This window comes from Chromobacterium vaccinii, assembly GCF_001855275.1.
Lineage (GTDB): Bacteria > Pseudomonadota > Gammaproteobacteria > Burkholderiales > Chromobacteriaceae > Chromobacterium > Chromobacterium vaccinii.
This window is the reverse complement of sequence record NZ_CP017707.1, coordinates 3,638,924-3,662,253: the sequence shown is the minus strand read 5'-3', so window position 1 is coordinate 3,662,253 and position 23,330 is coordinate 3,638,924. Positions and strand designations below refer to the sequence as shown.

The 23,330-nt window shown below is 61.8% G+C and carries 20 protein-coding genes, 2 tRNA genes and 3 rRNA genes; 15 read left to right on the top strand and 10 right to left on the bottom strand.

The annotated features are described in order from the left end of the window. Nucleotides 1-100 precede the first annotated feature (100 nt). From BKX93_RS17085 to BKX93_RS17040, 10 genes are all read left to right on the top strand, one after another. The gene (locus BKX93_RS17085) at nucleotides 101-484 is read left to right on the top strand and encodes a SirB2 family protein (protein ID WP_046158802.1); all 384 of its coding nucleotides are present in this window, start codon (nucleotides 101-103) and stop codon (nucleotides 482-484) included. 103 nt (nucleotides 485-587) lie between these two features. Next, nucleotides 588-1,025, top strand: a complete 438-nt coding sequence (locus tag BKX93_RS17080) for a type IV pilin protein (RefSeq protein WP_046168777.1) — start codon at nucleotides 588-590, stop codon at nucleotides 1,023-1,025. Continuing rightward, nucleotides 1,025-1,531 carry a GspH/FimT family pseudopilin gene (locus BKX93_RS17075; protein WP_186009433.1) on the top strand — a complete coding sequence of 169 codons (507 nt, stop codon included), beginning with the start codon at nucleotides 1,025-1,027 and terminating at the stop codon, nucleotides 1,529-1,531. The genes BKX93_RS17080 and BKX93_RS17075 overlap by 1 nt, the downstream gene beginning before the upstream one ends. Further along, nucleotides 1,522-2,115, top strand: a complete 594-nt coding sequence (locus tag BKX93_RS17070; RefSeq protein ID WP_145929333.1) for a prepilin-type N-terminal cleavage/methylation domain-containing protein — start codon at nucleotides 1,522-1,524, stop codon at nucleotides 2,113-2,115. The genes BKX93_RS17075 and BKX93_RS17070 overlap by 10 nt, the downstream gene beginning before the upstream one ends. Beyond that, the gene (locus tag BKX93_RS25415) at nucleotides 2,112-3,908 is read left to right on the top strand and encodes a DUF4097 family beta strand repeat-containing protein (RefSeq protein WP_070980687.1); all 1,797 of its coding nucleotides are present in this window, start codon (nucleotides 2,112-2,114) and stop codon (nucleotides 3,906-3,908) included. Before BKX93_RS17070 ends, BKX93_RS25415 begins: the two co-directional genes overlap by 4 nt. Next, nucleotides 3,905-4,258, top strand: a complete 354-nt coding sequence (locus tag BKX93_RS25410) for a type IV pilus modification PilV family protein (RefSeq protein ID WP_046158798.1) — start codon at nucleotides 3,905-3,907, stop codon at nucleotides 4,256-4,258. The genes BKX93_RS25415 and BKX93_RS25410 overlap by 4 nt, the downstream gene beginning before the upstream one ends. A gap of 87 nt (nucleotides 4,259-4,345) precedes the next feature. Beyond that, entirely contained in the window at nucleotides 4,346-5,362 is a 1,017-nt protein-coding gene (gene ubiU / locus BKX93_RS17055) for a ubiquinone anaerobic biosynthesis protein UbiU (protein ID WP_046168780.1), read from the top strand. Between the two features lie 20 nt (nucleotides 5,363-5,382). Next, the gene (locus tag BKX93_RS17050; protein WP_070981878.1) at nucleotides 5,383-6,306 is read left to right on the top strand and encodes a U32 family peptidase; all 924 of its coding nucleotides are present in this window, start codon (nucleotides 5,383-5,385) and stop codon (nucleotides 6,304-6,306) included. Then, nucleotides 6,306-6,734: a ubiquinone anaerobic biosynthesis accessory factor UbiT gene (gene ubiT / locus BKX93_RS17045; protein WP_021475639.1), complete on the top strand. Its 429-nt coding sequence runs from the start codon at nucleotides 6,306-6,308 to the stop codon at nucleotides 6,732-6,734. The genes BKX93_RS17050 and ubiT overlap by 1 nt, the downstream gene beginning before the upstream one ends. A gap of 68 nt (nucleotides 6,735-6,802) precedes the next feature. Next, a complete protein-coding gene (locus BKX93_RS17040) occupies nucleotides 6,803-7,558 on the top strand; it encodes a GGDEF domain-containing protein (RefSeq protein ID WP_052729441.1) in 756 nt (251 codons plus the stop codon). A gap of 48 nt (nucleotides 7,559-7,606) precedes the next feature. Here the strand turns inward: BKX93_RS17040 and BKX93_RS17035 are convergent, their stop codons facing one another. Beyond that, a complete protein-coding gene (locus tag BKX93_RS17035; RefSeq protein WP_046158796.1) occupies nucleotides 7,607-8,578 on the bottom strand; it encodes a LysR family transcriptional regulator in 972 nt (323 codons plus the stop codon). A gap of 640 nt (nucleotides 8,579-9,218) precedes the next feature. On the opposite strand from BKX93_RS17035, the gene BKX93_RS17030 reads away from it, so the two are divergent. Next, nucleotides 9,219-10,079, top strand: coding sequence for a LuxR family transcriptional regulator (locus BKX93_RS17030; RefSeq protein WP_081665865.1), 861 nt, complete (start codon nucleotides 9,219-9,221; stop codon nucleotides 10,077-10,079). Here BKX93_RS17030 and BKX93_RS24120 read toward each other — a convergent pair. Continuing rightward, complete coding sequence (locus BKX93_RS24120; RefSeq protein WP_082107354.1) at nucleotides 10,000-10,653, bottom strand: acyl-homoserine-lactone synthase; 654 nt, start codon at nucleotides 10,651-10,653, stop codon at nucleotides 10,000-10,002. The genes BKX93_RS17030 and BKX93_RS24120 overlap by 80 nt on opposite strands. A 197-nt stretch (nucleotides 10,654-10,850) precedes the next feature. On the opposite strand from BKX93_RS24120, the gene BKX93_RS17025 reads away from it, so the two are divergent. After that, nucleotides 10,851-12,206: an aldehyde dehydrogenase family protein gene (locus BKX93_RS17025; RefSeq protein ID WP_046158795.1), complete on the top strand. Its 1,356-nt coding sequence runs from the start codon at nucleotides 10,851-10,853 to the stop codon at nucleotides 12,204-12,206. Nucleotides 12,207-12,261: 55 nt separating this feature from the next. On the opposite strand, the gene BKX93_RS17020 is transcribed toward BKX93_RS17025, so the two are convergent. From BKX93_RS17020 to BKX93_RS17010, 3 genes are all read right to left on the bottom strand, one after another. Further along, a complete protein-coding gene (locus BKX93_RS17020) occupies nucleotides 12,262-13,707 on the bottom strand; it encodes a hypothetical protein (protein WP_046158794.1) in 1,446 nt (481 codons plus the stop codon). A 77-nt stretch (nucleotides 13,708-13,784) separates the two neighbouring features. Then, nucleotides 13,785-14,519: a GNAT family N-acetyltransferase gene (locus tag BKX93_RS17015; RefSeq protein ID WP_046168781.1), complete on the bottom strand. Its 735-nt coding sequence runs from the start codon at nucleotides 14,517-14,519 to the stop codon at nucleotides 13,785-13,787. After that, the gene (locus tag BKX93_RS17010; protein WP_046158792.1) at nucleotides 14,509-14,901 is read right to left on the bottom strand and encodes a rhodanese-like domain-containing protein; all 393 of its coding nucleotides are present in this window, start codon (nucleotides 14,899-14,901) and stop codon (nucleotides 14,509-14,511) included. Before BKX93_RS17010 ends, BKX93_RS17015 begins: the two co-directional genes overlap by 11 nt. 94 nt (nucleotides 14,902-14,995) lie before the next feature. On the opposite strand from BKX93_RS17010, the gene pdxR reads away from it, so the two are divergent. Together pdxR and BKX93_RS17000 are read left to right on the top strand one after the other, a co-directional pair. Beyond that, nucleotides 14,996-16,450: a MocR-like pyridoxine biosynthesis transcription factor PdxR gene (gene pdxR, locus BKX93_RS17005; RefSeq protein WP_070980685.1), complete on the top strand. Its 1,455-nt coding sequence runs from the start codon at nucleotides 14,996-14,998 to the stop codon at nucleotides 16,448-16,450. Next, a complete protein-coding gene (locus BKX93_RS17000; RefSeq protein WP_046158790.1) occupies nucleotides 16,447-16,944 on the top strand; it encodes a 2-thiouracil desulfurase family protein in 498 nt (165 codons plus the stop codon). Before pdxR ends, BKX93_RS17000 begins: the two co-directional genes overlap by 4 nt. A 168-nt stretch (nucleotides 16,945-17,112) precedes the next feature. Here BKX93_RS17000 and rrf read toward each other — a convergent pair. The 5 genes from rrf to BKX93_RS16975 all read right to left on the bottom strand — a co-directional run bounded on the left by rrf (nucleotide 17,113) and on the right by BKX93_RS16975 (nucleotide 22,281). Continuing rightward, a 5S ribosomal RNA gene (gene rrf / locus BKX93_RS16995) occupies nucleotides 17,113-17,227 on the bottom strand. A gap of 123 nt (nucleotides 17,228-17,350) precedes the next feature. Continuing rightward, nucleotides 17,351-20,241, bottom strand: a 23S ribosomal RNA gene (locus BKX93_RS16990). A 255-nt stretch (nucleotides 20,242-20,496) separates the two neighbouring features. Then, nucleotides 20,497-20,572: transfer RNA gene (locus tag BKX93_RS16985), tRNA-Ala, on the bottom strand. A gap of 3 nt (nucleotides 20,573-20,575) precedes the next feature. Then, a tRNA-Ile gene (locus BKX93_RS16980) sits at nucleotides 20,576-20,652 on the bottom strand. Between the two features lie 93 nt (nucleotides 20,653-20,745). Next, a 16S ribosomal RNA gene (locus BKX93_RS16975) occupies nucleotides 20,746-22,281 on the bottom strand. Together the 16S, 23S and 5S rRNA genes with 2 tRNA genes alongside form the textbook arrangement of a ribosomal RNA operon. Nucleotides 22,282-22,674: 393 nt before the next feature. On the opposite strand from BKX93_RS16975, the gene BKX93_RS16970 reads away from it, so the two are divergent. Then, nucleotides 22,675-23,310 carry a pyrimidine 5'-nucleotidase gene (locus tag BKX93_RS16970; RefSeq protein ID WP_046157454.1) on the top strand — a complete coding sequence of 212 codons (636 nt, stop codon included), beginning with the start codon at nucleotides 22,675-22,677 and terminating at the stop codon, nucleotides 23,308-23,310. Nucleotides 23,311-23,330 lie beyond the last annotated feature (20 nt).

Below are 23,330 nucleotides of genomic sequence, written 5' to 3'. Positions count from 1 at the left end.
TCCGCCCCGCCGCGCCGCCCCGCGCTCGCTACAAAACGCCGGCCGCGCCGTGTACCATGGCCGGCATCGGCGCGCTGCGCGCCTCAACCGTCGGACCGCCATGTATCCCTATCTGATCGTCAAGCACGCCCACATGGGCTTCGCCTATCTGTCCATCCTGCTGTTCGCCGCCCGCGGCGCGCTGGTGCTGGGCGGCCGCGGCCACTTGCTGCAGAACAAGCCGCTGCGCATTCTGCCGCACGTGATCGACACCCTGCTGCTGGCCTGTGCCATCGCGCTGGTGGTGATGGGCGGCTGGCCCATTCTGCAGAGCCCCTGGCTGCTAGCCAAGATCGCCGGCCTGGTCGCCTACGTGGCCCTGGGCACCATCGCGCTGCGCGGCTCCACGCCGCGGCGCCGCGCGGCGGCCTTCATCGCCGCCTTGCTCGCGGTGATCTACATCGTGCTGGTGGCCAAAACCAAACTGGTCATGCCGCTGCTCTGATCGGTCCCGCCGGCTTGACTGCGCCGGCCGCGGCTTCTAGGACACAGTAGGGACGCGCGATGCAGCCCTTTATCCCGTCCCTGCCCCCGGAGTCCGCCGCCAGATGATCAGCGACCTTCCCGCCTCCCTCCGAACCCGCGGTTTTTCGCTGCTGGAGCTGTTGATCGCGCTGGCGGTGGTGGCCATCCTGGCGGGCATCGCCATTACCTCCTACCAGAGCCACATGCAGCGCAGCCGCCGCAGCGACGCGCTGGACGCCTTGTACCAGTTGCAGCAGGCGCAAATACGCTATCGGGGCTTTCACGCCGAATACGCCTCGCGACTGGCGGACCTGAAAACGCCCTACGCCAGCGGCGTCAGCGCCCAAAAGCATTACCAGCTGGAAACCGGAACCGGCAGCAAGCCCGCGTCCGACTTCTACGTCCAGGCCACGGCCAAGCCCGGCGGCGCCCAGGCCGGGGACCGCGATTGCCAGACCATCACGCTCACCCAGCGGCAGCAGACCGTCAGCCTGACGCCGCCCGCCTGCTGGGGACGATGATGCGCGGCGCGCAGCGAGGCGTCACCCTGATCGAGCTGCTGGTGGTGCTGGCCCTGGCCCTGATCCTGCTGACCCAGGCGCTGCCGGCGCTGGGTCGCTGGATCGCCCGCCAGCAGTTGCAGGGCGCGCTGGACGACATCGACCGCGGGCTGCAGCTGGCGCGCAAGAGCGCCGCCACCCGGCAGAAAAAGATCTGGGTGACCTTCCGCCGCGACGGCGCCGCTTGGCTGCTGCGGGTATCGGAGAGCGATGCGAAGGATCCATGCGACACCGCCCGCGACTTGCTGTGCGTCGGCAGCGCCGAGCATGCCGGCATCGCGCTGGACATGGCCGATCCGCTGCCGCTGCAGCTGGTTTTCACGCCGCTGCGCGGCCTGCCGGAAACCCCTGGCGGCGCCATGATCGGCGGACTGCGGCTGCGGCTCAGCCGCTCCGGCTGCCGGCCGGCGGATCTGCAGTTGCTGCCCACCGGCCTGGTCATCGTCGACGAGGCCAGATGTCCATGAGACCGGCGCGCGGCATCAGCCTGCTGGAGCTGTTGATCAGCATGACCATAGGCCTGCTGCTGCTGCTGGTGGTGTCCGGCCTGCTGGTCAGCCTGCTGGGAGAGCAAAGCCGCGAACGCCGCCAGGCGCAGCTGGGCGCGATGATGGACGCGTCGCTATCGCTGATCGCAATGGATCTTCGCCGCGCCGGCTTCTGGAACGGTTCCGGCGCGGAGGAAGACAATCCCTACCGCGAACTGTTCATCGAGCGAGACGGAAGCTGCCTGCTCTACGGCTACGATAATCCAACCACGCCCTCCGCCGCGCCCGAGCGCCGTTATTTCGCCTTCCGCCTGGAAGGGCAGCGCATCCAGCGGCGCAGCAGCGACAAGGCCGGCTGGAGCTGCTCCGCCAACAGCGGCTGGGACGACCTGAGCAAACCCGGCATCGGCGTCGTCGACGCGCTGCGCTTCAGCCCGGAAGCCGGCGGCGACGCGATCGGCATCGGCGTCAGCGCCCGCGCCGCCAACGGCACGGAGGAGGAAAAGCTGGACATCCACACCAGCGTGACGCTGCGCAATCACCCCAAAGTGGCGGCAAGATGAGCCGCCGCCACGCCGGGCTCGCCACGCTGTTCGCGGTGCTGACGCTGCTGGCGATCGCCAGCCTGGTGTTGCTGGCGGCCTCGCGCCAACTGGTGCTGATCCACGCCAACGCGCAAAACCAGCATCGCTACCACCAGGCGCTGGACAACGCCGAGGAGGGCCTGCGCCAAGGCAGCCAGGCGCTGGCAAACGGCCAGCCACTCCCGGCGGATAACGACCGCTTCTGGCTCACACAGCAGGCTATCCCCCCGGACCGGATGCGGCTGCGCAGCACCGGCAACTACGACGGCCATCGCGTCACCGTGCAGCGGGACTTCCTCCAGAGCGGCAACCAGGGCGGATCGAGCAGCGCGCTGACCCTGGTCGGCAACCTGGAGCTGAGCGGCGCCATCAACCTGATCGGCGACAAGCCGGTGGAAATGACGGTGGACGGCGCGGTGACGCTGAGCGGCTCGGTAGACGGCATCGCCACCCTGCAAAGCACCGGCGACATCATCGTCACCGGATCGCAAACCATCAATACCCTGTACTCCAACGGCAATATCGAACTGGGAAACGGCCGCTACCAGACGGTGAAGGCGCTCGGCAACCTGACGCTGCGCGGCGACGCGGCGATCGGCGCGCTGGCGCGGGTCAACGGCAAGGCCGCCTTCCTCAACAGCCCGAGCGTCGCGCCGGCAGTGGCTCGGGCCGAGGTGAAGGGCGACGTGGACATCGCGATGGGCGGCGCCCGCTTTGGCCAGCTGGATGCAGAGGGCAAGGTCGACATCCGCCAGATCGGCGCGCTGGACGCGCTGCGCGCCGAAGGCCACCTGAGCGTGCAGGGCTGGGGCGCGCCCATCGCCGCCACCGTCGCCGGCGCCGCCAGCTACAACGCGGGCAATCCCGACATCCGCATCGCGTTCCAGCCCGGCCTGAAACTGAATCTGCAGCCGTTGCCGCCGCTGGAAGTGAAACGTCCGCGCCTGGACGCCTACGACTACCGCGGCCAGGCCCACTACGTGTTCACCCATGCCGCCGACGGCGGCGTGCGGGTGACGGTGCGCAAGGTCCACGGCCTGGCCGACGGCGAATACCGGCTGGGCCGGGACCCGGACAACCGGCTGCCCAACTACTTGTGCAGAACCGCCGACGCCAGCGGCGTCTGCCGCGCGCCGGCGACGCTGATCTGCAAGGGGCATTCCCCGCAGAACGACTGCTTCGCCGGCGGCCGCCCAGGCCAATGGAAGCTGGACGGCGTCACCTTCGCGCCCGGCGTGTTGTGGTTCGACGGCGACCTGGAGGTTGGCAACGGCACCTACCACAACACCTTCATCGCCAGCGGCAACATCGCCACCAGCGGCCAGCACGTCAGCTACGCGGTCAATTACGCCGGCGCGATCGGCATCTGCGCCAATGTCGACTTCCCCAGCCTCTATCCGGAAGACGACTGCCGCGGCGGCGCGCTCAAGGGCCGGCCGGTGGGCAACGCGGTGTTGCTGGCCGGCGGCTACGTCGACAAGCGCTTCCATGGCGGCGACATCACGCTGGGCTCGTCCAGCCGGGTGTTCGGCAATGTCTGGGCCGGCAACCAGCTGTTTTCCAGCGGCAGCACCACGATACACGGCTACGTCAGCGCGCTGGCCCAGTCCGGCGGCCAGGGCGCGCGGCCGCACCAATGGGGTGCCAGCACCACGATAGACCTGCGCGGACTGCCCGACTCGTTCCGGCCGGACGCCCCGCCCGACAGCGGCGGCGGCCAGAACGGCGGCAGCAGTTTCAAAGCGCTGCCCTACAGCTGGATGGACACATGAAGACCCGAGCCCCGCGCGGTTTCACCTTGCTGGAAATGATGATCAGCCTCTTGGTGCTGGCCGTCGGCGCGCTGGGCCTGCTGCGGCTGGAAACCCAGCTGCTGCACAGTCAGATCGCCGCCAACGATTACAACACCGCCACCAATCTGGCCCAGGCGGCGCTGGAGCAGCGGAAAACCGGCAAGCCCGCCGACTGCCGCCAGGGCAGTTACGCGCCGGCCGCCGCCAGCGGCACCCTGGCCCGGTTCCGCTGCCGCGGCAACGATAGCGGCCCCACCGCCCGGGTGGACGTGAACTGGACCGATAGCGAGGGCGAAAGCCTCACCCTGAGCCTGACCGCTCCGAAATAGCGCGCCCGGCGCTCCTTGACCCAAAACAAGGGCGGCCGGACGCCCATCTGCTACTGTCCCCGCATTTCCCCTACCCGTGATTATCCGATGCCAGCCAGTCAGCAACTGCCGGAACTGGTGTGCCCGGCGGGCAGCCTGCCCGCGCTCAAGGCCGCCGTCGACCATGGCGCCGACACCGTCTACTTCGGCCTGAAAAACGACACCAACGCCCGCAACTTCGCCGGCCTCAATTTCGACGAACACACCGCCGGCGTCGGCATCCGCTACGCGCATGACCGCGGCCGCCAGGTGCTGATGGCGATCAACACCTACGCCCAGGGCGGCGACATCAGCCGCTGGCGCCGGGCGGTGGACCAGGCCGCCGACCTCGGCGTCGACGCCGTGATCCTGGCCGACCTGGGCCTGCTCGACTACGCCAGCCGCCGCCATCCCGCGCTGCGGCTGCATCTGTCGGTGCAGGGCTCGGCCACCAACCACGAGGCGATCCGCCTCGCCCATGAGCTGTTCGGCGTGCGCCGCGCGGTGCTGCCGCGCGTGCTGACCCTGGAGCAGGTCAAGAAAGTGATCGAGCAAAGCCCGGTAGAAATAGAAGTATTCGGCTTCGGCAGCCTGTGCGTGATGGTGGAGGGCCGCTGCCTGCTGTCCAGCTACGCCACCGGCGAATCGCCGAACAGCCACGGCGTCTGCTCGCCGGCCAAGTACGTGCAGTGGCAGAACACGCCGTCCAGCCTGGACGCGCGCCTGTCCGGCATCCTGATCGACCAATACGGCCTGGACCAGCCCGCCGGCTACCCAACGCTGTGCAAGGGCCGCTTCGACGTGCAGGGCGATACCTATTACGCACTGGAGGAGCCCACCAGCCTCAATGTGCTGGCGGTGCTGCCGCAGTTGCTGGACATGGGCGTGGCCGCGATCAAGATCGAAGGCCGCCAGCGCAGCCCGGCCTACGTCGCCCAGGTGACGAGGGCGCTGCGCGAGGCGCTGGACGCCGCCGGCCGCGAGCGGCACCGCTTCATGGTGCTGCCTGCCTGGCAACAGGCGCTGAACAAGGTGGCCGAAGGACGCCAGCAGACGCTGGGCGCCTATGACCGGCCATGGAAATGAGCCGCCGCATGGATACCCGCATGAATCCCATTCCCATGAAACTGTCGCTCGGTCCGGTGCTGTTCTTCTGGAGCCGCGACGACATCCTCCGCTTTTACGCCGAAGCCGCCGAGTGGCCGCTGGATACGCTGTACCTGGGCGAAGTGGTATGCGGCCGCCGCCAGCAGCTGCGCAGCCAGGACTGGATTTCGCTGGCCGCCGATCTCGCCTCGACCGGCCGCGAGGTGGTGCTGTCCTGCCAGGCGCTGATCGAGAGCGAGTCCGATCTCAAGCGGCTGCGCAAGATGGCCGACAACGGCCAGCTGGCGATCGAGGCCAACGACCTCGGCGCGGTGCGGCTGGCCAATGAAAAGAAGCTGCCCTTCGTCGCCGGCGCCCATCTGAACATTTACAACGCCGACACGCTGGCGCTGATGCGCCGCCTGGGCGCCTACCGCTGGCTGCCGCCGGTGGAAATGGGCCGCGACACGTTGGCCGCGCTGCTGGAAGCCGCCCGCGGCCAGCAGCTGGAGATCGATACCGAAGTGTTCGCCTGGGGACGGTTGCCGCTGGCGCTGTCCTCGCGCTGCTTCACCGCCCGCCATTACAACCTGAACAAGGACGATTGCCAGTTCCGCTGCCTGGAGCATCCAGACGGCCTCAGGCTGGACACTCGCGAAGGACAGCCCTTCCTCGCCATCAACGGCATCCAGACCATGTCCGACGGCTGCCACGCGCTGCTGCCGCGCCTGGAAGAGCTGCACGCCGCCGGCGCGCACCGGGCGCGGATCAGTCCGCAGGCGCAAGGCACCGAAGCCGTAGTTCAGGCCTTCCGCCAGCGGCTGGATGGTCAAGACGGCTCCGGCTCGCTGCTGGACGGCCTGCGCGCCCAGGCCCCTGGCGAACTCGTAGACGGTTACTGGCGCGGCCAGGCCGGCATCCAAGCGCTGGAGGAGACCCACTGATGCGCGTTCCAGAATTGACCTTCCCCGCCGCCGGCGCCCGGCTGTTGTCGCGGCTGCCCTCCGCGCCGCCCAGCCGGCTGCTGGCCGCCGCCCTGAATCTGCTGAAGAAACGCGGCGTGCTGCCGGTGGACATGGCGCTGCTGGACGGCAAACGCTTCGAGGTTCACGTCAAGGATGCCGGATTGCGGCTGGGCTTCGCCGCCAGCGGCGACGCCTTCGTCGCCAGCCGCGGCGAGCCTGATTTGCGCCTGGCAGCCAACGGCTGCGACTTCGCCCGCATGATGCTGCGCGAGGAAGACCCGGACACGCTGTTCTTCCAGCGCAAGCTCTCCATTGAAGGCGATACCGAGCTGGGCCTGATCATCAAGAACCTGCTGGACAGCGTGGACTGGAGCCAGACGCCGCTGGCGCGAATGATGGCGGCCTGAGCGACCGCTTGCCCCGGCCTGCGGGATGGGCTAGCAAGAAAATAGTCCGCCACCCACGCAGGGGCACCATGAATCCCTGGCCGTTCAGCGCCCGCCGCATACGCAAGGAACTGACCCTGATCCTGCTGCTCAATCTGGGCTGCTATCTGCTGTTCATTCACTGGGATCTGTTCGAAAAGCTGGACATCTGGCTGCACCAGCACCCGGCCTCGCAACTGGACGAGGTGCTGCTGCTCAGCTTCACGCTGGCGCTGTCCATGACCTGGTTCGCCATCCGCCGGCTGCGGGAAGCTCGCCAGCTGCTGAAAGCGCTGCGCCGCCAGGCCGAGCGAGACGACATCACCGGCCTGGCCAACCGCCGGCGCGCCAACCAGGCGCTGCAGCGAGAAACCGAGCGCAGCTGCCGCTCGGGCCGCCGCTACTCGGTTCTGCTGATCGATCTCGACCACTTCAAGCACATCAACGACAGCCATGGCCATCTGGTCGGCGACAAGGTACTGCAGCGCTTCGGCCAGGTGCTGCGCCAGCGGGCGCGCCAGCTGGACACCATCGCCCGCTGGGGCGGAGAGGAATTCATCATCGTCTGCCCGGAAACCGAGCAGGACGGCGCGCTGGCGCTGGCCGAAAGCATCAGCCAGCTGCTGCGCGAAACCGACTTCGATCCGGCGCTCCGCGTCACCGCCAGCATAGGCGTGGCGACCCTGGCCGACGACGACACGCCAGACAGCCTGGTCCACCGCGCCGACATCTGCCTGTACGCCGCCAAGCAAGCAGGCCGGGACCAAGTGGTGGGAGAAAACCATTCCCCCGCCACGCTTCCATGAAAAAACCGGCGCCGCGGCGCCGGTTTTCTTCGCATGGGGAAAGGCTGCTCAGAGCACGCCCACGCTCTGTTGCAAAGCGCTGCGCTTGGCCGACAGGTCCAATCCCGGCAGATCCGCCATGATGTCCGGATGGTCCGCCAGCTTCTCCACCACGTAATCGACGAAAACGCGGGTACGCGGCGCGATATGGTCGCGGTGCGGGAAGCAAATGTAGATGGAACGCTCCAGCGACACCATGTCGGTCAGCACCGGCTCCAGCTCGCCGCTGCGGATCAGGTGCACCACCTCGTGGCCCGGCAGCTGCGCGACGCCCATGCCCAGACGAGCCAGTTCGGCCACCGCCTCCATGTCGTTCAGTGTATAGGTGCCGTTCACCTCCAGCGGAATGCGCTCGCCCTTGCGGTCGAACTCCCACTTGAACAGGCGACCGGAAGTCGGAAACTGGAAGTTGATGCAATCGTAGCCGCTCAGCTCCTCGGGAGCGGACGGCCGGCCGTGGCGGTCCCAATATTCGGGAGAGGCCACCACGTACAGAGGCATCTGCGCCAGATTGCGCGCCACCATGCGGCTGTCCGGCATCATGCCGGTACGGACGCCGACATCGTAGCCATCCTCGATCAAATCGCTGAAATGGTCATCCAGGCCGAAGAACACCCTGATCTTGGGGTAGCGTTCGCAAAACTCTCCCATGATGGGCAAGATGAAGCGGCGGCCAAAGGAGTTGGGCATGCTGACGCGCAGATGGCCGGCCGGCTCGTCGCGGCTGGCTTTCAACTGGTTGATCGCCGAATCCAGATTGTTGACCGGACCGCGGCACTGCGCGTAGAAGCGCCGGCCGTCTTCGGTCAAAGTCAACTGGCGGGTAGTGCGATTGAACAACCGCACCTCCAGTTCCTGCTCCAAGCGGGCAATGCTCTGGCTGATCGCGGCCGGCGAGACGCCGAGCTTGCGCGCGGCATCGGAAAAACTGCCGTTCTCGGCTGTGGTCATGAAGACCATGAGTGCTTTTAAGGTATCCATAAGCGGGGCGATTCCTGAAGCGATCCATGCTGTTTTGCCTGATTGATTGGTCTGGCGAGCAGTCGGATCGTTCACAGAATTGAAGCTATTTATTAAAACAGCTTACATCAATTCTGCATGATATTAAAGAATATAGTTTAATCTCATATACTATCCACCACTTTGGCCGCGTCGACTGCCTACCCTACATCCCCGATGTTTGACAGCCGCGTCCTCGAACGGGCACCGCTGGCTTATCAATTATTTTATGCGATCCAATTATGCGCTTTAAAGCGTTCGCTTGCCAGAATTTATTAGTCATTGCTTACAATTTATGACATTGAAGTGAAGGTAAAATGCGACATCCTCACTCATCGCAACGTCAGGCGCATCTTGCAAAATAAATATAAGCAAAGCATTATTTGCAGACAAATCATGCCCTTGTCATCGCAGATGCAAATCAATTTCATCGTTTTTACAATTATAAAAAAGTCAAATTCTTTTCCCCTCCCGGCATGTTTCTATTTGTAACGAATGCCGTTATGACAAACAAAATGATGAATTATCAGTAATTTTCCTAGGATTCATGCTCTTACAAATTTGGTATACTCAATGACGAAAAAGCAACAATTCATATGAATTCAAATCCGCAGGGTCTTACATGCAACAAGCATGTGGGGTACTATCTGCGGCACACAGAACCAAGAACAAGGAAGACCCGCTCATGGTGACTTCAAAACCCATCAATGCAAGACCGCTCCCGGCCGGACTCACCGCGTCGCAGCAATGGACATTGCTGGAGTGGATTCACATGGCCGGGCACATCGAAACCGAAGGCGAGCTCAAGGCCTTCCTGGACAACATCCTGACCCAGGCCCCGTCGGACCGCATCATTCTGGTCCTCGGCCGCCTGAACAACCAGAACCAGATCCAGCGCATGGAAAAGGTGCTGAACGTCAGCTACCCGTCTGACTGGCTCGACCAGTACTCTCAGGAAAACTTCGCCCAGCACGACCCGATCATGCGCATCCATCTGGGCCAGGGGCCGGTGATCTGGGAGGAGCGCTTCAGCCGCGCCAAGGGCGCGGAGGAAAAACGCTTCATCGCTGAAGCCTCCAGCAACGGCATGGCCAGCGGAATCACCTTCAGCGCGGCGTCCGACCGCAACAACGTCGGCAGCATCCTATCTCTCGGCGGCAAGGAACCCAGCCGCAACGCGGCGCTGGTTGCCATGCTGAATTGCCTGACGCCCCACCTGCACCAAGCCGCGGTCCGCATCGCGAATCTGCCGCCAGCTTCTCCCAGCAATATGCCGCTGTCGCAACGGGAATACGACATCTTCCACTGGATGAGCCGCGGCAAGACCAACTGGGAAATCGCCACCATCCTCAACATCAGCGAGAGGACGGTGAAGTTTCACGTCGCTAACGTGATCCGCAAGCTCAATGCGAATAATCGTACTCATGCCATAGTTCTTGGCATGCACTTGGCGATGACACCCCGCGATTTAGTGAACGGATAAGCTCCGTTTTCGCCTGCCCCCAGTCCAGCAGACCAGTCATAGACATCACCCCGCCATCCAGAGGGCGGGGGATGCCCACGGGTACGATGGGGAAGCCCATCATAACCAATCGCCGGTAAAACACCGGCTCCACCACGAAATACATCCAGCGCACGCCGCGTACTTGCGACCAGAGCCACGCCCCCAAGTACAACAGCCTGGCCGCCATGATGGATTCGCGCGCGCCAAGCACGCTCCGGTCCACCGCCAGACGGGTGATTTCCGAATACTCGCATCCCTTGCCTATTCGCTCGCCAGGCGCCAGCAATCGCGAGAACTCCACCTCCAGCATGAAAGGATGGTCCCCCGTCGTCAGGCGTATCGCGCCGACAACCTGGCCCCCGCGAGACAACATCAGATTGTCAGAAAAGTCATCGTACGCGTCCCTATCGAAGCCATCCTCGCATAAAGGCACCCACTGCAGCTGCTCGCGAAAGATCCTGTGTCGGAATGCCCACAGCTGTTTCATCCTGGATTCGGTATTCGCCCATTCCAGTACCAGTCCATCTTGACTCAGCGGAAAAAATTCTTTCATTTCAACCTCCTATTATTGGTTCGTATAGGCAGGAGAAATGTAAGACCAGACCGAAATAACTGAATCTGACAAATAGGACAGGAAAATTTGATGGAATTTTGTCTAGCGAATGCGCAGAAACCACAATCAAATCCAACCCAAATCGTCATCCCATCCATGATTTTTTGTTACATTAAGGTCTTTGCCCTCCTCTGATCATGACCGCCTTCACCAGTTGCAATCCCTCTTCCGGCGAAGTCTGCTTCACCCGTTCCTCCTGGAACATGCCGGCCCTGGAACAAAGCCTGCGACAGTTGCGAACCGCTCAAAGCGGCTGGGCCGCCCAAGGAGTGGAGCAACGCGCCGCGGCGCTGCTGCGCCTGGCGGACCTGCTGTCCCAGCAACGTGAAGCGCTGGCGGATCTGGTGACGCTGGAGGTGGGCAAACGCACGCCGGAGTGCCTCGCGGAGATAGACAAGTCCGCGCAACTGATTCGCTATTACGCGGAACTGGCGCCGGAACTGCTGCGGTCGCTGAACATCCCCACCCAGGCCAGCCGCAGCGGCGTAGCCTTCGAGCCTCTGGGCCTGGTGCTCGCGGTCATGCCCTGGAACTATCCGGTATGGCAGGTGCTCCGCTTTGCGATCCCTGCGCTGATGTCGGGCAATGCCTGCTTGGTTAAGCCGGCGCCGTCGGTTCCGCAATGCAGCCAGTTGCTGCTGGACATCGTCCGGCAAGCCGGCATCCATGTCCTGGACATGGCCTGGATCGAAACCGAGCTGGTGGAAGAGGCGATCCGCCAATGCGACGCCGTCGCCTTCACCGGCTCCACCCAGACCGGACGCGTGATCGCCTCGCTGGCCGGCCGGCACCTGAAGAAAACCGTGCTCGAACTGGGCGGCAGCAACCCCTTCATCGTGCTAGCCGACGCCGACGTCCAGGCCGCCGCGCGCGACGCTGCCAATTCCCGCTTCCGAGACGCCGGCCAGAGCTGCAACGCCGCCAAGCGGATGATCGTGGTACCTGAAATCGCCGATGCCTTCGTCAGCGCCTTCTGCGCCGAGGCGGCCAAGCTGCGCGCCGGCGATCCGCGCGATCCGGCCACCACCTTGTCGCCATTGACCCGGGCCGACCTGAGGGAAGCGCTGCACGCCCAGGTGCTGGACGCCTGCCACCACGGCGCCGAACTGAAGCTGGGCGGACAGATGCCTCACACGCCGGGCTTCTACTATCCCGCCACCGTGCTGGACCGCGTCAATCCCAGCTGCCGCATCTACCACGAAGAAGTGTTCGGCCCGGTGGCCGGCATCCTGCGCGCCGCGGATGAGGCCGACGCGATTCGACTGGCCAACGACACCCCGTTTGGCCTGGGCGCCAGCATCTACAGCGCCGACAATGACCGCGCCTGGACGTTGGCCCGCCAGATCGAAGCCGGCAGCGTATTCGTCAACCGCCACACCAGTTCCGATCTGCGGCTACCCTTCGGCGGCGTCAAGGCCTCCGGCTATGGCCGCGAGCTGTCCGAATTCGGCCTGTACGAATTCGTCAACGTCAAAACCTACTGGCAGAAGTAGCCGGACAAAAGAAAAAGGGGCCAATGGCCCCTTTCTGTTTTTCGCAACCCGCCGCTCAATGCAGCCGCGCCACGCTTTGCGACAGCGGAATGCCCGCCTCTTTCAGGCAATCGGCCAGATCGCGCCAGCACGCGTCGCGATCGGGCGCCACATCCGGCACCACCAGCCACGGCACGCGGGCGGCGACTTCATCGCTGCCCTTCAGCCTCAGGCCCACTTCGTAGCCCTGGATCTCCGGCTGGTATTCCGCCACCGCCTCCAGCTTCTCGATGCCGCCCTGGCTGGTCGCCAGCAAGGCCACCGATATGCCCAGCCGCTTGCGGTTCCAGGCGCGCATGCCGCTGGACAGCGCCTCCCACCACGGCAGCGGTGCGAACAGCTCGGCCTCGCCGTATTCCATCTCGGCGGCGACCGCCTGCTGAACCAGCGGCATCGATGCGTCCAGCGCGCGGCGCGCCAGGCGGCGCGCTCGTTCCGGCGGTAGGGCGCCGCGTTCCACCAGGAAGGGGATCCAGCTCATCACCAACTGCGGCTCGACCGTCTTGCGCGCCGCGTCGAAAGTGGCGCGCGACGATTCCGGGTCCAACGGCGCGAAATCGCAGCCGGCATCCATCACCGGCGCCAGTTGCACCAGGTCCTGGCAGGCGCGCTCATTCAGCATGTCCACGGTGAACAGCGTCGGCGAAATCCACAGAATGGATTTTTCCGGCACCTCCAGCGCGTCGGCCAGCGCCACCTCCAGCGATTCCAACCGCGGGAAGTGCCACCAGACGCCGCCCTGGCTGCGGGAAAACGCGAACGGCAGCGCCCACAGCTCGAACGACATCACATTGCCATCCTTGCGCATCACCTCGGGAAAGGCCACCGCGTCGCGCGCGCTGTTCACCAGCAGCTGGCGCGCCGCCGGCTCCGCCCCCAATGACAGCTGCGCCTCGGTGAACACCGCTTGGTCGCCGGCCAACAACGCCATTTGCACCGCTGCCGCCAACTGCGCGCCCTCCATCGGCTTGCCTACCGCCTGGCGCGCCTGCTCCGCCAGCTTGCCTACCGCCAGCTGCCGCTCCGCCGGCGGCAGCGGCTTGGTCGGCCCGATGCGCATTTCGCGCGGCTCCGGACCGGCCGCGTCGCGATCGGCATAGGCCTTGTGCAAGCGCTGGTAGACGCGCATCGCCTCGTCACAGATATCCTGCAGCTCGCCGACGCTGGGCTCGATTTCGTCGTAGAAATTGAAGTCGAATAGCCTCAAACGCAGATTGCAGACATAGATGGTGAGGCTTTCCTCCTCGTCATACAGCATCGCGCTCGCGAGGCCATCGCGTTCGCGGCCAGGGAAGTCGGTATCGTCATTGCCCACCAGGCGGCAGACAAAGGCGGGAGATTCGGTATGCATCAGGTACTCGGCGCCCTCCAAACCCTGCTCGTCAACGGCATCGCCGAAAATGAAGCGGTTGGGCAGGTAGGGTTCGCCCCGAATACGGGCATTGCGCGGCAGGGATTTCATCAGGCGACACTATCTACGTTTACAAGCACCTATTGTAGCGCCGCCATCCTCTGGCTTGAAGCCTGCCGCGCGATTTACTACCGCGCCGCAACAATCCTCGCCAAACTGGTCCGTTGCCGGCCGCCGGCATCGAAGTTGCCCTCATGCAGCCAGGCTTCAAGCGCCACCCGGCGCGCCGGCCACTCATGGTCCAGGATGGAAAACCAGGCCGTATCCCGGTTGCGCCCCTTGTTGACGCGGGCCTGACGGAACAGACCTTCGAAGGTGAAGCCCAAACGCAAGGCGGCCTGCACCGACGGCGCGTTCTGCGCGTCGCATTTCCATTCGTAACGGCGGTAGCCAAGCTCGAACGCATTGCGCATCATCAGATACATCGCCTCGGTGGCCAGCCGGCTGCGCTGCAGGCGAGGCGAAAAATTGAGAAAACCCACCTCGATGCTGCCATCAGCCGGCGCGATGCGCAGATAGCTGCACAGGCCGATCGCCGCGTCGTCGCGCGCGTCGACGATCGCGTAGAACTGCGGGTCGTCTAGCGCCTCGTTCGCCGCCACCCATTGCTGCCAGTCTTCCAAACGGAAAAACGGGCCGTGGCTGAGATAGGTCCAGTTCGCGCCGCCCGGCATCCGATGCAGCTCGTCGAACAACTGCGCGCCATGGCGCCCCAGGCTCAACGGCTCCACCCGGCAATAGCGTCCAGCCAACAGGCTGCGCGGCGGATGCCGCGCCCCCTCCCACTCAACCGGCATGCCTACCATCTGGCCATTCGCGTTCGCTTCCGCCGGCTGCGCCAGCGCATCCCAATCAGCACGCATCGCACACCTCCTTGCCGCAACCCGCATCGCGGGTGGTGGCGTAGCCGTCGCGCCTCCACCAATCCAGGCCGCCCTGCAGCTCCTTCACCTTGAATCCCAGCTTCGCCAGCTTCAGCGCACCCTTGGTCGAGCCGTTGCAACCGATGCCGTCACAGAACGCCACCAGCGTGATATCCCGCGGCAGGTCGGCGGTGCTTTCCATCGTCATCAGCCGGTGCGGATGGCTGAGCGCGCCGGGGATGGTTTCATGGCCGAATGCTTCGGCGCTGCGGGTATCGATCAGAAGCAGCGAGCGGCCACCTTCCGCCAGCGCTTGCGCCACATCGGCGGCATCGATCTCGTAAGCCAGCTTGGCTTCGTAAAACTCCTGTTGGCTGATCATGGAGCCTGTCCTTCTGCGTGCATGGAATACTGTTATGCTAAGTTCAAAGTCATCACCAGAAAAGCTCCACTTAAGCCAATTCAATGGAACCACTTTGAGCAACGATTGGATAGTCGATTACCTGCAGCCCCGGCTGACGCGCAATGGCCCCGAGCATTTGTCGCGCCAGCTCTATCGACAGCTGCGCGAATTGATACGCTTGCGCCGGCTGGCCGGCGGCAGCGCGCTGCCCGCCAGCCGCGCGCTGGCGCAGACGCTGCGGCTAGGCCGCAATACCGTGCTTTCCGCCTATGATCAGCTTGCGGCCGAAGGCTATCTGGAAAGCCGTCACGGATCGGGCACCTATGTCTGCGACGCCTTCGGCGACGCAGCGCCCCAACCCGCCCACGCCGATACGCTCCCGCGCCAGCTTTCCCTCCGCGGCCAAGCCCTGGCCAATGCCAGCCGTTTGCCTGCCCGCAAGCTCGGCGCCTTCGTGCCGGGCCAGCCCGAACTGGGGCTCTTTCCCCACAAGCAATGGCAACAATGCTTGAGCCGGCGGCAACGGAGCGCGCCGCTGGCATGGCTGCACTATCAGCATCAAGGCGGATTGCCCGAGTTGCGCGCCATCCTCAGCCAATACCTGCATTTGACGCGATCGGTCCGCTGCCAATCGGAACAGGTCGTCATCGTTCCCGGTGCCCAAAGCGCGCTGACCTTGCTGGCCCAGCTGCTGGCCGAGCCCGGAGACACCGCCTGGATAGAAGAGCCCGGCTATACCGGAGCGCAGGCCGCCATGCTGGCCGCGGGCCTGCGCTGCCAGGCCATCCGCGTTGATTCGCAGGGGCTGTTGCCGGATCCGGCAGCCGACCCGCCGCGACTCATCTATGCCACGCCCGCCCACCAGTACCCGACCGGCGCGGTGATGAGCCTGCCGCGACGGCTGGAGCTGCTGGCGCAGGCCCGCCGCCACGACAGCTGGATCGTGGAGGATGATTACGATGGCGAATTCTGCTACGCCTCGGCACCGCTGGCCGCGCTGCAAAGCCTGGATCAAGACGGCCGCGTGATCTATGTCGGCACCTTCAGCAAAGTAATGTTCCCCGGGCTGAAGCTAGCCTACCTGGTGCTGCCGGCCGAGTTGGTCGATCCCTACCGCCGCTGCCAGGCCAGGCTGCAAGGCGAGGGCAGTTACCTCCAGCAGGCCGCGGTGGCCGACTTCATCGAGCAAGGCCACTTCGCCCGCCATATCCGGCATATGCGCGAGCTGTACCAGCGGCGTCAGCAACTGCTACGGCACGCATTGGAACAACGCCTCGGCTCGGCCCTTCCCCTGCATGGCGGCGATGCCGGCATGCATCTGCTGGCGGAACTGCCGGATGGTTTCGATGAGTGGGAACTGCAAGCGGCTGCGGCGGAGCGCCAGCTGTGGCTGCGCCCGCTGGCCCGCCATTTTCTGGACACGCCCTACCGCAACGGACTGGTATTGGGCTACGCCGGCATCGCCGACCACGCGATGCGCCCCGCCGTGCAACAATTGGCGGACTTGCTGGAAACGAGACTGCAATGACAAAACCGACGCTGCTGGTCAGCGCCTGCCTGCTGGGACAGCCTGTGCGCTACGATGGCCAATCCAAACCGTTGTCCAGCCCGCGATGGACAACCTTGAGGCAACGCTTCGACCTGATTCCCGTCTGTCCGGAATGCCTGGGCGGGCTACCCACCCCCAGGCCCGCCGCCGAGATTGTCGGAGGAAACGGCGGCGATGCCTTGGCCGGCGTGGCTCGCATCCAGAGCGCAGACGGCGATGACGTCAGCGCCGCCTTCATCGCCGGCGCGGAGCGCACCCTGAATGCGGCCCTGCAGCATGGCTGCGCCCAGGCACTGCTCAAAGCCAACAGCCCCTCCTGCGGCAACCGCCGGATTTACGACGGCAGTTTTTCAGCCACGCTGCGCGATGGACAGGGCGTAGCCGCCAGCCTGCTGGAACGAAATGGCATCGCCGTCTGGAATGAAACCGAAATCGACAGCCTGCTGGATCCCGAGCCACCGCAAGCAGTTTGACTGCCCGGCAAGATCCCAGTCGCCAACCGCTCGAGCGGATGCGGTGCCCGCAAAGACCATCTTGAAACGCCAAAGCCCCGCCGGGGACCGGTCGGGGCTGGACGTCGCGCGATCCGCGCGCGCAAAGCACAAAGCCCAGCTCGTGTGAGCTGGGCTTCGTTATGGGGCGTCTGGCGGTGTCCTACTTTCACATGGCGAATGCCACACTATCATCGGCGCTAAGGCGTTTCACGGTCCTGTTCGGGATGGGAAGGCGTGGGACCACCTCGCTAAGGCCACCAGACATAAACTGGCACAAACTTGAAGAAGCCTGGGCTGGTATTCAACCAACCCGCATATATTCGGTATTTGATGTACTTCGCACATCCACTCTCGTCGCCTAGCCTTGCTAAGCCACTCAAATGATAGGATCAAGCCTCACGAGCAATTAGTATCGGTTAGCTTCACGCCTCACAGCGCTTCCACACCCGACCTATCAACGTCCTGGTCTCGAACGACTCTTCAGGGAGGTCAAGCCTCCAGGGAAGTCTCATCTTCAGGCAAGTTTCCCGCTTAGATGCTTTCAGCGGTTATCTCTTCCGAACTTAGCTACCCGGCTATGCCACTGGCGTGACAACCGGTACACCAGAGGTTCGTCCACTCCGGTCCTCTCGTACTAGGAGCAGCCCCCGTCAAACTTCCAACGCCCACTGCAGATAGGGACCAAACTGTCTCACGACGTTTTGAACCCAGCTCACGTACCACTTTAAATGGCGAACAGCCATACCCTTGGGACCGGCTACAGCCCCAGGATGTGATGAGCCGACATCGAGGTGCCAAACACCGCCGTCGATGTGAACTCTTGGGCGGTATCAGCCTGTTATCCCCGGAGTACCTTTTATCCGTTGAGCGATGGCCCTTCCATTCAGAACCACCGGATCACTATGTCCTGCTTTCGCACCTGCTCGACTTGTCGGTCTCGCAGTTAAGCTACCTTTTGCCATTGCACTATCAGCACGATTTCCGACCGTACCTAGGTAACCTTCGAACTCCTCCGTTACACTTTGGGAGGAGACCGCCCCAGTCAAACTGCCTACCATGCACTGTCCCCAATCCGGATCACGGACCAAGGTTAGAACCTCAAACACACCAGGGTGGTATTTCAAGGACGGCTCCACTGAAACTAGCGTCTCAGCTTCAAAGCCTCCCACCTATCCTACACAAGTCTGTTCAAAGTCCAATGCAAAGCTACAGTAAAGGTTCACGGGGTCTTTCCGTCTAGCAGCGGGTAGATTGCATCTTCACAAACACTTCAACTTCGCTGAGTCTCAGGAGGAGACAGTGTGGCCATCGTTACGCCATTCGTGCGGGTCGGAACTTACCCGACAAGGAATTTCGCTACCTTAGGACCGTTATAGTTACGGCCGCCGTTTACCGGGGCTTCGATCAAGAGCTTGCACCCCATCACTTAACCTTCCGGCACCGGGCAGGCGTCACACCGTATACGTCCACTTTCGTGTTGGCACAGTGCTGTGTTTTTGTTAAACAGTCGCAGCCACCTATTCTCTGCGACCTGTCAAAGCTCCTCCCGCAGGGGATTCACCTCAACAGGCATACCTTCTCCCGAAGTTACGGTATCAATTTGCCGAGTTCCTTCTCCTGAGTTCTCTCAAGCGCCTTAGAATTCTCATCCTGCCCACCTGTGTCGGTTTGCGGTACGGTTCTTATGCAGCTGAAGCTTAGTGGCTTTTCCTGGAAGCGTGGTATCAGTCACTTCAGGTCCGTAGACCCTCGTCATCACTTCTCGGCCTTAAGGAGCGGCGGATTTGCCTACCACTCCAGCCTACCGGCTTAAACAGACTATTCCAACAGTCTGATGACCTAACCTTCTCCGTCCCCACATCGCACTGCATAAAAGTACGGGAATTTTAACCCGTTTCCCATCGACTACGCTTTTCAGCCTCGCCTTAGGGGCCGACTCACCCTACGCCGATGAACGTTGCGTAGGAAACCTTGGGCTTTCGGCGAGCGGGCTTTTCACCCGCTTTATCGCTACTCATGTCAGCATTCGCACTTCTGATATCTCCAGCATCCCTTACGAGACACCTTCACAGACCTACAGAACGCTCCCCTACCACGGACGCTTACGCGCCCATCCGCAGCTTCGGTTATCAGTTTGAGCCCCGTTACATCTTCCGCGCAGGACGACTCGACCAGTGAGCTATTACGCTTTCTTTAAATGATGGCTGCTTCTAAGCCAACATCCTGGCTGTCTGGGCCTTCCCACTTCGTTTACCACTTAACTGATCATTTGGGACCTTAGCTGGCGGTCTGGGTTGTTTCCCTCTTGACGATGGACGTTAGCACCCACCGTCTGTCTCCCATGCTCGCACTTTCCGGTATTCAGAGTTTGCCATGGTTTGGTAAATCGCAATGACCCCCTAGCCATAACAGTGCTTTACCCCCGGAAGTGATACATGAGGCACTACCTAAATAGTTTTCGGGGAGAACCAGCTATCTCCGAGTTTGTTTAGCCTTTCACCCCTATCCACAGCTCATCCCCTAGTTTTGCAACACTAGTGGGTTCGGACCTCCAGTGCGTGTTACCGCACCTTCATCCTGGCCATGGATAGATCACTCGGTTTCGGGTCTACGCCCAGCAACTAAAGCGCCCTATTCGGACTCGGTTTCCCTACGCCTCCCCTATTCGGTTAAGCTTGCTACTGAACGTAAGTCGCTGACCCATTATACAAAAGGTACGCAGTCACGGAACAAGTCCGCTCCCACTGTTTGTATGCATCCGGTTTCAGGTTCTATTTCACTCCCCTCCCGGGGTTCTTTTCGCCTTTCCCTCACGGTACTGGTTCACTATCGGTCGATCACGAGTATTTAGCCTTGGAGGATGGTCCCCCCATATTCAGACAGGATTTCGCGTGTCCCGCCCTACTTCTCGTATGCTTAGTACCAAGAATGCGTTTTCGTGTACGGGGCTATCACCCACTACGGCGGTCCTTTCCATGAACCTTCCACTAACGCAATCTCTATCACATACAGGCTGTTCCGCGTTCGCTCGCCACTACTTACGGAATCTCGGTTGATTTCTTTTCCTCGAGTTACTTAGATGTTTCAGTTCACTCGGTTCGCCTCCTCTGACCTATGTATTCAGTCAGGGATACCGCCTAAGCGGTGGGTTTCCCCATTCGGACATCGCGGGATCAAAGCTCTATTGCCAGCTCCCCCGCGCTTTTCGCAGGCTTACACGTCCTTCATCGCCTGTGATCGCCAAGGCATCCACCAGATGCACTTAGTCGCTTGACCCTATCATTTCAGCAGCCTAAACCACTAAAACAACAAGATGTGTTTGTGCGACGACTGCACCGCCCCTTTTGATATGGCGACGCAGCCTTAGATACAATCAAATACCCAAGATGACGATTTGTCCGCATGCAGAATTAACTGCATGCCTTCATCTCGCCGTCTCAATATATTCGGCTTCTTCAGTTTGTTAAAGATCGGGCGTTTATACAACGCAAACAGAATCAAACTTCTCAATTTGATTTTGTTTGCATTGAGTGGTGGAGGATGACGGGATCGAACCGACGACCCCCTGCTTGCAAAGCAGGTGCTCTCCCAACTGAGCTAATCCCCCAACTGGTGGGTCTGGTAGGACTCGAACCTACGACCCCTGCGTTATCAACACAGTGCTCTAACCAGCTGAGCTACAAACCCAGTAAACTTCTCTGCGCCAGGCCTCTCGACCCGGCTGCCCTTAACTACAAATAACCGATAGGCTGTAAGTGCTTGGCAATCGCCATTCTCTAGAAAGGAGGTGATCCAGCCGCAGGTTCCCCTACGGCTACCTTGTTACGACTTCACCCCAGTCATGAATCCCACCGTGGTAAGCGGCCTCCTTGCGGTTAGCCTACCCACTTCTGGTGAAACTCACTCCCATGGTGTGACGGGCGGTGTGTACAAGACCCGGGAACGTATTCACCGCAGCATGCTGATCTGCGATTACTAGCGATTCCGACTTCACGCACTCGAGTTGCAGAGTGCGATCCGGACTACGATCGGTTTTCTGAGATTAGCTCCACCTCGCGGCTTGGCAACCCTCTGTACCGACCATTGTATGACGTGTGAAGCCCTGCTCATAAGGGCCATGAGGACTTGACGTCATCCCCACCTTCCTCCGGTTTGTCACCGGCAGTCTCATTAGAGTGCCCAACTTAATGATGGCAACTAATGACAAGGGTTGCGCTCGTTGCGGGACTTAACCCAACATCTCACGACACGAGCTGACGACAGCCATGCAGCACCTGTGTTACGGCTCCCTTTCGGGCACCAAGATATCTCTACCAAGTTCCGTACATGTCAAGAGCAGGTAAGGTTTTTCGCGTTGCATCGAATTAATCCACATCATCCACCGCTTGTGCGGGTCCCCGTCAATTCCTTTGAGTTTTAACCTTGCGGCCGTACTCCCCAGGCGGTCAACTTCACGCGTTAGCTACGCTACCAAGGATTCAAACCCCCAACAGCTAGTTGACATCGTTTAGGGCGTGGACTACCAGGGTATCTAATCCTGTTTGCTCCCCACGCTTTCGTGCATGAGCGTCAGTGTCATCCCAGGGGGCTGCCTTCGCCATCGGTATTCCTCCACATCTCTACGCATTTCACTGCTACACGTGGAATTCTACCCCCCTCTGACGCACTCTAGTCGTGCAGTCTCCAATGCCGTTCCCAGGTTGAGCCCGGGGCTTTCACATCAGACTTGCACAACCGCCTGCGCACGCTTTACGCCCAGTAATTCCGATTAACGCTTGCACCCTACGTATTACCGCGGCTGCTGGCACGTAGTTAGCCGGTGCTTATTCTTCCGGTACTGTCATCCCCGCCAGGTATTAACCAGCGGGATTTCCTCCCGAACAAAAGTCCTTTACAACCCGAAGGCCTTCTTCAGACACGCGGCATGGCTGGATCAGGCTTGCGCCCATTGTCCAAAATTCCCCACTGCTGCCTCCCGTAGGAGTCTGGGCCGTGTCTCAGTCCCAGTGTGGCGGATCATCCTCTCAGACCCGCTACTGATCGTCGCCTTGGTGAGCTCTTACCTCACCAACTAGCTAATCAGACGTCGGCTGCTCGTATAACGTGAGGCCTTACGGTCCCCCACTTTCCCCCTCAGGGCGTATGCGGTATTAATCCGGCTTTCGCCGAGCTATCCCCCATTACACGGTACATTCCGACGCATTACTCACCCGTTCGCCACTCGTCAGCGGTGCAAGCACCCTGTTACCGTTCGACTTGCATGTGTAAAGCATGCCGCCAGCGTTCAATCTGAGCCAGGATCAAACTCTTCAGTTCAATCTCAAGCAAATTTTCTGGCACGCAAGTTCAAAGAAATAAACAAGTATCTCTTATCTCTTGCAGTGCAAGTGTTCGGCTTTCGCCAAGCACTTACACCTATCGGTTATTCGTTCTGTTAAAGAGCAGTGCTGTCCGCTGCGTCGTCTTCACCGGAACCGTTTCGTTTCCGCTGTTTCGTTCGCTGCGTCAGCTGAGGAGGCGAACTATACGCCCGGGCCCCTGACCCGTCAACACCTTTCTGTAAAGAAATTGAAAAAATCTGGTCAAAACACTGTAAGCCACTGATAACAATAGAAACGGTCTCCGCAAGCTTTCTGAACCGCTTCCGCTAGCCTGCCGGCCGCCATGAATGGATAATCTCCGGTCCCTCCTTTTCATGCAGTTTCGAACGTGAACCACAAGACCTGGATCTTCGACCTCGACGACACCCTCCACCACGCCAGCGGCGGCATCTTCGACCATATCAACAAGCTGATGACCGAATACATGATGCGCCATCTCGGCGTGGACGAGACGGAGGCCTGCGCGCTGCGCTCCCGCTACTGGGCGCAATACGGCGCCACCATGCACGGCCTGTCCACCCATCACGGCATCGACCCGCAGCAGTTCCTGATCGAAACCCACCCGGTGGAAGTACTGGAACAATGGCTGCAATTCGAAGACCGGCTGGCGGAAAACCTCAGCGTCCTTCCCGGCCGCAAGATCATCCTGTCCAACGGCCCGCAGCACTATGTGGAAGGCATTCTGCAGCGGATGCGGATTCAGCATCATTTCGAATCGGTATACGGCGTGGAACGGCTGAACTATATCCCCAAGCCCCACCTTGACGCCTTCCACACCGTGCTGGCCCGCGAAGGCCTGAATCCCGCGCATTGCATCATGGTGGAAGACTCCCTGCCCAATCTGCTGACAGCGAAGGAGCTGGGCATGACCACCATCTGGGTCAGCCGCGAGCCGCGCAAACCTGCCCACGTCGACCACCGCGTCGAGAAAATAAGCCAGCTGCTTCGGCTGCATCTGGATTAGGCCAGCGAACATATATAGAA